General features: G+C 71.7%; 10 protein-coding genes. 3 read left to right on the top strand and 7 right to left on the bottom strand.

Annotated features, from left to right (window positions below):
* Positions 1–58: 58 nt before the first annotated feature.
* Positions 59–1,414 carry a class II 3-deoxy-7-phosphoheptulonate synthase gene (locus ACFWBF_RS26560; RefSeq protein WP_385606277.1) on the bottom strand — a complete coding sequence of 452 codons (1,356 nt, stop codon included), beginning with the start codon at positions 1,412–1,414 and terminating at the stop codon, positions 59–61.
* 338 nt (positions 1,415–1,752) lie between these two features.
* Between ACFWBF_RS26560 and ACFWBF_RS26555 the strand changes: the two genes are divergently transcribed.
* Complete coding sequence (locus tag ACFWBF_RS26555; protein ID WP_385606275.1) at positions 1,753–3,639, top strand: anthranilate synthase family protein; 1,887 nt, start codon at positions 1,753–1,755, stop codon at positions 3,637–3,639.
* 63 nt (positions 3,640–3,702) lie between these two features.
* On the opposite strand, the gene ACFWBF_RS26550 is transcribed toward ACFWBF_RS26555, so the two are convergent.
* The 5 genes from ACFWBF_RS26550 to ACFWBF_RS26530 all read right to left on the bottom strand — a co-directional run bounded on the left by ACFWBF_RS26550 (position 3,703) and on the right by ACFWBF_RS26530 (position 8,642).
* Complete coding sequence (locus ACFWBF_RS26550; RefSeq protein WP_385606284.1) at positions 3,703–4,701, bottom strand: 2-hydroxyacid dehydrogenase; 999 nt, start codon at positions 4,699–4,701, stop codon at positions 3,703–3,705.
* A gap of 80 nt (positions 4,702–4,781) precedes the next feature.
* A complete protein-coding gene (locus tag ACFWBF_RS26545) occupies positions 4,782–5,810 on the bottom strand; it encodes a 6-phosphofructokinase (RefSeq protein WP_385606274.1) in 1,029 nt (342 codons plus the stop codon).
* A 132-nt stretch (positions 5,811–5,942) separates the two neighbouring features.
* Positions 5,943–6,587 carry a response regulator gene (locus ACFWBF_RS26540; RefSeq protein ID WP_385606282.1) on the bottom strand — a complete coding sequence of 215 codons (645 nt, stop codon included), beginning with the start codon at positions 6,585–6,587 and terminating at the stop codon, positions 5,943–5,945.
* A 50-nt stretch (positions 6,588–6,637) separates the two neighbouring features.
* Positions 6,638–7,846: a MacS family sensor histidine kinase gene (gene macS / locus ACFWBF_RS26535; protein WP_385606272.1), complete on the bottom strand. Its 1,209-nt coding sequence runs from the start codon at positions 7,844–7,846 to the stop codon at positions 6,638–6,640.
* 49 nt (positions 7,847–7,895) lie between these two features.
* Positions 7,896–8,642, bottom strand: coding sequence for a lysophospholipid acyltransferase family protein (locus ACFWBF_RS26530; protein ID WP_385606280.1), 747 nt, complete (start codon positions 8,640–8,642; stop codon positions 7,896–7,898).
* 167 nt (positions 8,643–8,809) lie between these two features.
* Here ACFWBF_RS26530 and ACFWBF_RS26525 point away from each other — a divergent pair, with 167 nt between their 5' ends.
* Together ACFWBF_RS26525 and ACFWBF_RS26520 are read left to right on the top strand one after the other, a co-directional pair.
* The gene (locus ACFWBF_RS26525; protein WP_385606271.1) at positions 8,810–9,589 is read left to right on the top strand and encodes an alpha/beta hydrolase; all 780 of its coding nucleotides are present in this window, start codon (positions 8,810–8,812) and stop codon (positions 9,587–9,589) included.
* Positions 9,582–10,124 (top strand): hypothetical protein, encoded by a 543-nt coding sequence (locus tag ACFWBF_RS26520; protein WP_385606269.1) that lies wholly within the window; start codon positions 9,582–9,584, stop codon positions 10,122–10,124. The genes ACFWBF_RS26525 and ACFWBF_RS26520 overlap by 8 nt, the downstream gene beginning before the upstream one ends.
* A 117-nt stretch (positions 10,125–10,241) precedes the next feature.
* Here the strand turns inward: ACFWBF_RS26520 and ACFWBF_RS26515 are convergent, their stop codons facing one another.
* Positions 10,242–10,988, bottom strand: coding sequence for an endonuclease/exonuclease/phosphatase family protein (locus tag ACFWBF_RS26515; protein ID WP_385606267.1), 747 nt, complete (start codon positions 10,986–10,988; stop codon positions 10,242–10,244).
* Positions 10,989–11,003 lie beyond the last annotated feature (15 nt).

The following is an 11,003-nucleotide window of genomic DNA, read 5'->3' as shown; positions in this document are numbered from 1 at the left end:
ATGGGGCGCGGATCACATCGATCCGCGCCCCATCGCCGTATGAACGTACTGACCGACCCTACTGGTCGCGGTACATCTCGGCGACCAGGAACGCCAGGTCCAGGGACTGGCTGCGGTTGAGCCGCGGGTCGCAGGCCGTCTCGTAGCGCTGGTGCAGGTCGTCGACGAAGATCTCGTCGCCGCCGCCCACGCACTCGGTGACGTCGTCACCGGTGAGCTCGACGTGGATGCCGCCCGGGTGCGTGCCCAGCTCCTTGTGGACCTCGAAGAAGCCCTTGACCTCGTCGAGCACGTCGTCGAAACGACGCGTCTTGTGGCCGGAGGCCGCCTCGAAGGTGTTGCCGTGCATCGGGTCGGTGACCCAGACGACGGTCGCACCCGAAGCGGTGACCTTCTCGACGAGCTCGGGGAGCTTGTCGCGGACCTTGTCGGCGCCCATGCGGACGACGAAGGTCAGCCGGCCCGGCTCGCGCTCGGGGTCCAGGCGGTCGATGTACGTGAGCGCCTCGTCCACCGTGGTGGTGGGGCCGAGCTTGACGCCGATCGGGTTGGCGATCTGCGAGCAGAACTCGATGTGCGCGTGGTCCAGCTGGCGGGTGCGCTCACCGATCCAGACCATGTGGCCGGAGGTGTCGTACAGCCGGCCGGTACGCGAGTCCGTGCGGGTCAGCGCGCCCTCGTAGTCGAGCAGCAGCGCCTCGTGCGAGGCGTAGAACTCGACGGCCTTGAACTCGGCCGGGTCGGTGCCACAGGCCTTCATGAAGTTGAGCGCGTTGTCGATCTCGCGGGCCAGCTGCTCGTAGCGCTGTCCGGAGGGCGACGACTTCACGAAGTCCTGGTTCCAGGCGTGCACCTGGCGCAGGTCGGCGTAGCCACCGGTGGTGAAGGCGCGCACCAGGTTCAGCGTCGAGGCCGACGCGTGGTACATGCGCTTCAGCCGCTCGGGGTCCGGGATCCGGGCCTCTTCGGTGAAGGGGAAGCCGTTGACCGAGTCACCGCGGTAGGTCGGCAGGGTGATGCCGTCGCGGGTCTCGGTGTCCTTGGAGCGGGGCTTGGAGTACTGGCCGGCGATGCGGCCGACCTTGACGACGGGCACGGAGGCCGCGTACGTCAGGACGGCGCTCATCTGGAGCAGCGTCTTCAGCTTCGCCCTGATGTGCTCGGCGGACACGGCGTCGAAGGCCTCGGCACAGTCGCCGCCCTGCAGCAGGAACGCCTCGCCCTTGGCGACGGCTCCCAGGCGGGCGCGCAGCTGGTCGCACTCGCCCGCGAAGACGAGCGGCGGATACGACTCGAGGTCCGCGACGACAGCGCGCACAGCCTCGGCATCGGGGTACGAAGGCTGCTGCGCCGCGGGAAGGTCGCGCCAGGTCGCCTTGGCGGCGAGGGCTTGGGTCTCAGCGTTCACGGTCACCCCATACACATTACGGCGTCACAGGGCCCCTCAGGCCAGCCGCCCACTACGTGAGACGAAGATCCCTCGAAGGGTTCGGGGCCCCCGAATGAACGGAATCCAAGGTTCAGGGCCGGGTATGGGTTCAGTACAGCGTGATGGGGCCGACTTGGACTAGGGTGCGGTGCATGTACTCGCAAGCGAACCTGAACTGGTGGTGGACCGCTCCCGGCGGCCCACCTCTCGCGCGTACACACTGACAGCGACGCGAAGGCCGCCCCGAGGGGCGGCCTTCGGCGTTTGCGCGCCGAGTCCCCGGGCCGTCCCTCCCACCTCCACCGGAAGGACGCCCCACCCCCATGCGACTCAGCCCACTCAGCCGACTGCTCGACGACTCCTGCCCGCCGTTCGCCCTGCTGCGCCGGCGCACCCCGGGCCGGGACCACGACACCGTCGAGGTCCTGATCGGACCGGTGCACGAGGCCGAGCGGCTCGCCGACCTCCCCGTGCGCGAGCTGCCCACCCTCGCCCTCGTTCCCTTCCGGCAGATCCGGGAGCGCGGGTTCGACGTACGCGACGACGGCACGCCGCTGAGCGTCCTGGCCGCCGAGGAGGCGTACGAGATCCCGCTCGCCGAGGTTCTGGCCGCGCTGCCCGCGCACGAGGTACGGGTCGAGGACGGCGGCTTCGACGTCGCCGACGAGGAGTACGCGGCCACCGTCGAGCGCGTCATCGAGGACGAGATCGGCCGGGGCGAGGGCGCCAACTTCGTCATCCGGCGCACCTACGAGGGCCGGATCGACGGCTTCGGCCGGGCCGATGCCCTCGCGCTGTTCCGGCGGCTGCTGGAGGGCGAGCGGGGCGCGTACTGGACCTACGTCGTCCACACCGGGGAGCGCACGCTCGTCGGGGCCAGCCCCGAGGTGCACGTGCGGATGTCCGGCGGCACCGTCGTGATGAACCCCATCAGCGGGACCTACCGCTATCCGGCCGGGGGCCCGACCGCCGAATCGCTCCTCGCCTTCCTCGGCGACCGCAAGGAGACCGAGGAGCTGTCGATGGTGGTCGACGAGGAACTGAAGATGATGTGCACCGTCGGCGACCGCGGCGGGGTCGTCGTCGGGCCGCGCCTGAAGGAGATGGCGCACCTCGCGCACACCGAGTACGAGCTGCGCGGCCGGTCCTCGCTGGACGCGCGGGAGGTGCTGCGCGAGACGATGTTCGCGGCGACGGTGACCGGCTCGCCCGTGCAGAACGCCTGCCGGGTGATCGAGCGGTACGAGACCGGCGGCCGCGGCTACTACGCGGGCGCACTGGCGCTGCTGGGGCTGGACCCCTCCGGGGGCCAGACGGTGGACTCGCCGATCCTGATCCGTACCGCCGACATCGCCGCCGACGGGACCCTGCGGGTGCCGGTCGGCGCGACGCTGGTACGCCACTCCGACCCCGCGGGAGAGGTGGCGGAGACCCACGCCAAGGCGGCCGGGGTGCTGGCGGCCCTCGGGGTGCGGCCCGCGGCCCCGCGGCCGGCCTTCGGCGGGGTGCGCCTCGCGGACGACCCCCGGGTCCAGGCGGCCCTCGCGGCGCGCCGGCAGGACCTGGCACCGTTCTGGCTCCGGATGCAGGAACAGCCGGTTCCGGTGACGGGGCACGCGCTGGTGGTGGACGGCGAGGACACCTTCACGGCGATGCTGGGCCACGTGCTGCGGGTGGCCGGGCTGGACGTGACCGTACGCCGCTACGACGACCCCGGGCTGCGCGCGGCCGCGCTGGCCTGGGACGGCCCGATCGTGCTGGGCCCCGGCCCGGGCAACCCCGCGCGGTCGCAGGACCCGAAGATGCGGCTGCTGCGCGGGCTGGCGGCGGAGCTGCTGGCCTCGCACCGGGGCGGGATCCTCGGCGTCTGCCTCGGGCACGAGCTGCTGGCGGCGGAGCTGGGCCTGCCGCTGATCCGCAAGGCGGAGCCGGCGCAGGGGGCGCAGACCCGGATCGACCTGTTCGGGGCGCAGGAGGTCGTCGGCTTCTACAACACCTTCACGGCACACTGCGACGACGCGGCGGAGGCCCGGCTGGCGCTGTCGGGGGTGGAGATCTCCCGGGACCCGGCGACGGGCGAGGTCCACGCCCTTCGTTCGGCGTCGGGCTTCGCGGGGGTCCAGTTCCACCCGGAGTCGGTCCTCACCCTGCGCGGCACGGACCTGGTCCGCGAACTCCTGACGGGCGTGCGGACCCCGGCCCAGGCCTAGCCGGCCCAGTGCGGGCGTGCGCCCGACCGCCGGCGGGACCGGATGGACCGCCGGCGGTCGACGTCAGGAAGGGGAGGGAACCAGCGTGTTCTCCGAGCGGCGGCCCGCCACGTAGTCGGCGACGTTCTGCACCGTGGTGTCGATGATCTGGCCCACCGCCTCGTGCGTGTAGTACGCCTGGTGCGAGGTGACCACCACGTTCGGGAAGGTGACCAGGCGGGCCAGGGTGTCGTCCTCCACCGCCTCCAGGGACTTGTCCAGGAAGAAGACCCCGGCCTCCGCCTCGTACACGTCCAGGCCGACGCCCGCGAAGCGGCCGGCCCGCAGTTCCGTCACCAGCGCGTCGGTGTCGACCAGGCCGCCCCGGCTGGAGTTCACCAGCAGCGCGTCGTCCTTCATCGCCTTCAGCGCCGCCGAGTCGATGACGTGGTGCGTCGAATCCAGGAGCGGCACGTGCAGGCTGATCAGGTCCGCCGACGCGAACAGCTCGTCCTTGTCCACGTACTTCATGCCCAGCTCCACGCACGCCGGGTTCTGCGCGACGTCCCAGCCCAGCAGGTTCATCCCGAAGCCGTGCGCGATCCGTGTGAACGCCTCGCCGATCTTGCCGGTGCCGAGCACGCCCACCGTGCGGCCGCGCATGTCCCGGCCCATGAGCCCGTTCAGCCGGAAGTCGAAGTCGCGCGTCCGGTTCGAGGCCCGGACGATCCGCCGGTTCACGGCCATGGCCAGGGTCCAGGCGAACTCGGCCACCGAGTAAGGGGAGTAGTACGACACCCGGCTGACCGTCATGCCCAGCTGCCGGGCCACGTCCAGGTCGATGTTGTTGAAGCCGGTGGAGCGCTGGGCGATCATCCGCGTCCCGCCCGCCGCCAGCGTCCGCACCACCCGGCCGTTCAGGTCGGCGTTCACGCTGGACGAGACGATCTCGTACCCGGCCGCGATGGGCGCGGTGTCCTCGCTCAGGAAGACGTCGAGGCAGCGGACCTCGTGCTGCCCCTCGAAGGCGCGCTCCAGGAGCGGCTTCTCGTCGGCCGTCACACCGAATGCCAGGATCTCCACGCTCTGCTCCCGTACGTCGGACCATGGGTCGTTTGTCACCTTACGACCCATGATCCCATGACCCGCCCTCGCGCCCCGGCTCAGCCGAAGAAGACCCCGACCTCCTGGTACAGCGCCGGATCCACCGTCTTCAGCTTCGCCGTCGCCTCCGCGATCGGCACCCGCACGATGTCCGTCCCCTTCAGCGCGACCATCTTGCCGAAGTCCCCGTCCCGCACCGCGTCGATCGCGTGCAGGCCGAACCGGGTCGCCAGCCACCGGTCGAACGCGCTCGGCGTACCGCCCCGCTGGACGTGTCCGAGCACCGTCGTACGGGCCTCCTTGCCGGTCCGGGCCTCGATCTCCTTGGCCAGCCACTCGCCGACGCCCGACAGCCTCACGTGCCCGAAGGAGTCCTTGGTGGCGTCCTTGAGGACCATCTCGCCGTCCTTGGGCATCGCACCCTCCGCGACCACCACGATCGGCGCGTAGCTCGCCTTGAACCGCGAGGTCACCCAGGCGCACACCTGGTCCATGTCGAAGCGCTGCTCCGGGATGAGGATGACGTTGGCGCCGCCCGCCAGCCCCGAGTGCAGCGCGATCCAGCCGGCGTGCCGGCCCATCACCTCGACGACCAGCACCCGCATGTGCGACTCGGCCGTGGTGTGCAGCCGGTCGATGGCCTCGGTCGCGATGCCGACGGCGGTGTCGAAGCCGAAGGTGTAGTCCGTGGCCGACAGGTCGTTGTCGATCGTCTTGGGGACGCCGACGCACGGGATGCCGTACTCCGCGTACAGCCGGGCGGCCACCCCCAGGGTGTCCTCGCCGCCGATCGCGACGAGTGCGTCCACCTCGTACTTGGCGAGGTTCTCCTTGATCCGGCGCACCCCGTTCTCCTGCTTGAACGGGTTGGTGCGCGAGGACCCGAGGACGGTCCCGCCGCGCGGCAGGATCCCGCGGACGGCGGGGATGTCGAGGGGCACGGTGTCCCCCTCGACCGCGCCGCGCCAGCCGTCCTTGAAGCCGATGAAGCCGTACCCGTACTCCTGGACGCCCTTGCGGACCACGGCCCTGATCACCGCGTTGAGCCCGGGGCAGTCGCCGCCGCCGGTCAGCACTCCGACCTTCATTGAATCTCCCTTCGCCATGACGGTCACGCTAGTGGTGACTCAGGTCACAGCAAGGGCGCCGGTTGGGCCAATTCCGTTGGAATCACGAGGCGTTGCGTACACACGTTCACTCGGACGAGGAAGTAAGTACGACTACGCGTCGTCGAGGCCGCGCTCGATCGCGTACCGGACGAGCTCGACCCGGTTGTGCAACTGGAGCTTGCCCAGGGTGTTCTGCACGTGGTTCTGCACCGTGCGGTGGGAGATGACCAGCCGTTCCGCGATCTGCTTGTACGACAGACCCTTGGCCACCAGCCGCAGCACCTCGGTCTCGCGGTCGGTCAGTTGCGGGGCCTTCGGCACGTCGGCGGCGGCCGGCGCGGGGTCGGTGGCCAGGCGCCGGTACTCGCCGAGGACGAGGCCGGCCAGGCCCGGGGTGAACACCGGGTCGCCGGCCGCCGTGCGGCGGACCGCGTCGATGAGCTCCTGGGCTCCGGCGGACTTCAGCAGGTAGCCGGTCGCGCCGGACTTCACCGCCTCCAGGACGTCGGCGTGCTCCCCGCTCGCGGACAGGACGAGGACCCGCAGGGCGGGGTCGGCGCCGACGAGCTCCTTGCAGACCTGGACCCCGGGCATGCCGGGCAGGTTGAGGTCGAGGACCAGCACGTGCGGGGCGGCCGCGGGAGCCCGGCGCAGCGCCTCGGGGCCGTCGCCGGCGGTGGCCACGATGTCGTAGCCCGCGGCGGCGAGGTCGCGGGCGACCGCGTCCCGCCACATGGGGTGGTCGTCGACGACCATCACCTTGATGTCGCCCGGCCGGGTCGGCTGGCTCGGGTGGCTCGGCTCGTTCACTGGGTTCTCTCCCTCGGTACTTTCAGTTCCACTTCGGTGCCCTGCCCGGGGACGGACACCAGCTCGGCGCTGCCGCCGAGGTCCCGCAGCCGGCCGCGGATGGACAGGGCCACCCCCATGCGGCCCTCGCCCTCCGCCTGGTCGAGGCGGCCGGCCGGGATGCCCGGACCGTCGTCGCGGACGGTCACGATCACCTCGTCGCCCCAGTCCTCGACCAGGATCCAGGCCCTGGCCCCCTCACCGGCGTGCCTGCGCACGTTGTCCAGGGCGGCGCCGACGGCCGCGGCCAGCTCCCGCGCGGCGGGCACCGGCAGCGGCACCGGGGTGCCCGGTTCCGCGAAGGTCACCCGCGAGCCGGCGTACGGGGCGAGGAGGGTGCGCAGGTCCAGCTCGCCCTCGTCGGCGCCGGACTCCTCCACCTCGTACGCGGCCACCAGCGCGCCCCGCGACCCGTCGCGGGAGACCCGGGAGGCGGGCAGCAGCCCGCTGGAGACGAGCGTGCGCAGCGCGACCTCCTGCTCACCGGCCATGCGGCCGAGCTCGGCGGCCTCCCCGCCCAGGTCGGTGCCGCGCCGCTGGACCATGGCCAGCACCTGGAGGACCCCGTCGTGGATGTCGCGGGCCAGGCGCTCGCGCTCCCGGGTGGCGGCCTCGATCTCCAGGGCGCGGGCGAGGGTGGCCTCACTGGCCCGGGCGACCTCGACGACGTAGCCGATGGCGACGGAGGCGACCCAGACCAGCAGGACGTTGTGCAGGGTGTCCCGGGTGGGGGCGCCGCGCTGGACGATGTTGGCGGCGGCGACGAAGGTGGAGGCGAAGCAGGCCCAGCGCCAGCCGCCCTTGATGGCGAAGGCGAGGACGGACCCGGCGGTCCAGATCGTGGGCAGGGTCGGGCCGCCGGAGGCGATCCGCTCGTGGGTGTCGGCGAGCGGGGTGAGCAGGATCCCGACGCAGGCGACGGTGAGGTCGGCGCACAGGAACCGCTTGGTGCAGCTGGCCGCGTTCGCCGCCTTGGGGAGGGTGAGCAGCGTCCAGACCGCGAGGACGGCGAGGTAGCCGATCGCGATCCGGGGCCGGTCGAACTCCTTGTACGCGGAGGCGAAGAGCAGCACCGCGTAGACCATGGTGAGCAGCCGGTAGGCGGTCAGCGCCCGCCAGAGCGGCTGCTCGACCGACATGCGTACGACGCGCTCGCGTTTGGCCATCTCCCCCACCCACCCACCCCGGGCCCTGCGGGCGGCAGCGCCCGTACTGCTACTCCGCGGTCGTGTCGGCGGCGGCCTTGTCGGCGGCCGCCTTCTCCGCGGCCTTCTCGCTCTTGGCGGCCTTCTCGGCGTCGGCCATCTGGCGCTTGGCCGCCGTCGCGTAGATGTCCACGTACTCCTGGCCGGACAGCTTCATGATCTCGTACATGACCTCGTCGGTCACCGAGCGGAGGATGAAGCGGTCGCCGTCCATGCCGTGGTAGCGGCTGAAGTCCAGCGGCTTGCCGATCCGGATGCCCGGGCGCATCAGCTTGGGGACCACCTTGCCGGGCGGCTGGATCTTCTCCGTGTCGATCATCGCGACGGGGATCACGGGCGCGCCGGTGGCCAGGGCCACCCGGGCCAGACCGCCGGGCTTGCCGCGGTAGAGGCGGCCGTCGGGTGAACGCGTGCCCTCGGGGTAAATACCGAACAGCTCCCCGCGCTCGATGACCTCGACGCCGCTCTTGATCGCGGCCTCGCCGGCCCCGCGCGCACCGGAGCGGTCCACCGGGAGCTGGCCGACGCCCTTGAAGAAGGCGGCCGTCAGCTTGCCCTTGACGCCCGGGGAGGTGAAGTACTCCGCCTTCGCGATGAAGGTCACCTTCCGGTCCAGCACGGCCGGGAGGAAGAAGGAGTCGGAGAAGGACAGGTGGTTGCTCGCGAGGATCGCCGGCCCCTCCGCGGGAATGTTCTCGAGGCCCTCCACCCACGGCCTGAAGGCGAGCTTCAGGGAACCGCCGATGGAGAACTTCATTGCGCCGTAGATCAACTCGAAAGCCTTCCTGTGTCTGTCGAACAGACCTTATCCCCTGGCTCCGCCCGGAGGGGCCCGACGACCCTGGTCGGTGTCATCCCGGTCGCGTACGGTGAAGTCACACAGAGCAACGCACCCGCCAACCCCTCATGACCTAGGAGATCCTGGTGCCCGTCCTCCCTGGAGCCGAGCCGTTCCGCCACGAGGGCGGAGAGGTCGGCGTCCTCCTCTGCCACGGCTTCACCGGTTCCCCGCAGTCCCTGCGTCCTTGGGCCGAGTATCTGGCCGGGCGGGGGCTGACGGTCTCCCTGCCGCTGCTCCCCGGACACGGGACGCGGTGGCAGGACATGCAGCTCACGGGCTGGCAGGACTGGTACGCCGAGGTCGACCGGGCGCTGCGGGAGCTGCTGGAGCGCTGCGAGCAGGTGTTCGTCTTCGGGCTGTCGATGGGCGGAGCGCTCACGCTGCGGCTGGCGGCCAAGCACGGGGAGTCGATCAGCGGGCTCGTCCTGGTCAACCCGGCCAACAAGGTGCACGACCCGATGGCCTTCGCCCTTCCGGTGGCCCAGCACTTCATCCGCTCCACGGCGGGCATCGCCAGCGACATCGCGAAGCAGGGCTCGGAAGAGGTCGGCTACGACCGGGTCCCGACCCGTGCCGCGCACTCGCTGCGGAAGTTCCTCCAGATGCTGGACGCCGAGCTGCCGCAGGTGACGCAGCCGGTGCTGCTGCTGCACAGCCCGCAGGACCATGTCGTACCGCCGGTCGACTCGGCGCGGATCCTGGCGCGGATCTCCTCGGCGGACGTCACCGAGACCCTGCTGGAACAGAGCTACCACGTCGCGACGTTGGACCATGACGCGGAGCGGATCTTCGCGGACAGCTATGCGTTCGTCGGCCGACTGGCGGAGAGCGTGGGCAGGGAGGGGGCGGAGGCGGGTGGCTGAGCACGAGGAACAGTCGGGCGGTGTTCCGCCGCTGGACGAGGAAGCGGCGTGGGCAGCGATCGTCGCCGGGTACGGGCAGGAGCCGCCGGACCCGCCGGGGGCGCGGCCGTTCAAGCCGATCGAGAACCTGCTGCTGCCGGAGGAGGACGTGAAGCCGGAGCCGCCGGCTGCGCCCCCGGCGGCGGCGCTGGGGAGCTCGGTGGTGTTCGCCCCGGGCGTGGGCCTGAGCGGCCCCCGGGACCACTCGCCGGTGGAGCCGAAGGACGAGGACCCGGCCGACCGGGCGGAGGAGGGACACTTCGTCCCCCCGGAGCCGGAGCTGCCGCCGGCGGACGCGACGTCGAAGTTCGCGTGGCTGGCGGTGGTGGGCGGCCCGGTGCTGTTGCTCCTGGCCGTCGTCTTGCAGTGGGAGATGACGTGGTGGCTGACGACGCTGGGCATCGGCGGCTTCCTGGGCGGTTTCGCGACGCTGGTGGCCCGCATGTCGCAGGGCGACGACGACGAGGACGACCCGGGCCGCGGCGCGGTGGTCTAGCCCGACCCGGAACACCCGGGGCTCCGCCCCAGACCCCGCGCCTCAATCGCCGACGGGGCTGAATTTCGGCTGATGCCGCCTTTTCCGGGTGAAGATCAGCCTCGCCTGCGTTTGAGGTCAGGGGGCCGCGGGGACACGGAGGGCCGCCAGGACCGGGAGGTGGTCGGTCGCCGAGGAGAAGTCGGCGGGGGTCAGCCCCGGCAGCCCCGCAGGGACGCCGCAGGCCAGCACCTCCACCCCCCGCGTGGCGAAGACGGCGTCGATCCGCCGCTCCGGCGCCCGCGAGGGGAACGTGGACTCCCCTCCCCAGGGGGCGACGGCCCGGCAGTCCTGGAGCGCACCGGCGAGCCGGGTGAACGAGGGCCCGGCCGGGCCCTCGTTGATGTCGCCCGCCGCGATCCCGTGCGGGGCGCCCATCGCCGCGAGCCGGTCCAGGAGCAGCTCCGCCTGGGCCCGCCGCTCCGCCGCGTCGAGCGACAGGTGCGCGCTGACCACGCCCATCCGCGCCGCACCGAAGCGGACCACGGCCGTCGCGAAGCCCCGCCGGTGCCGGCCGGGCGTCAGCGGGAGCAGCACGTCCTCGGTGCGCTCCACGAAGGCCCGTAGCGAGCACAGCAGCAGCGGCCCGGCGGCGGTGGCACCGCCCGACAGCACCACCAGTTCGGACTTCGCGGCGAGCCGCGCCGCGTGCTTGCGCCACCGGAAGAACCGCGGCGCCTCCTGTACGAACACCAGGTCGGGCGCGCACGCCCGGATCACCCGGACCAGCGCCTCCTCGTCGTCGCGCAGCGAGCGGATGTTGTAGCTGAGCACCCGGATCACGGCGGAACCATCAGTGGCAGTGTGGGAGTTCGGCAAATCCATACGGGCAACATAACC

The sequence above is a fragment of the Streptomyces sp. NPDC060028 genome (assembly GCF_042736725.1).
Taxonomy (GTDB): Bacteria; Actinomycetota; Actinomycetes; order Streptomycetales; family Streptomycetaceae; genus Streptomyces.
The sequence above is the reverse complement of the archived record's forward strand: the minus strand, read 5'-3'. Positions and strand labels throughout refer to the sequence as shown.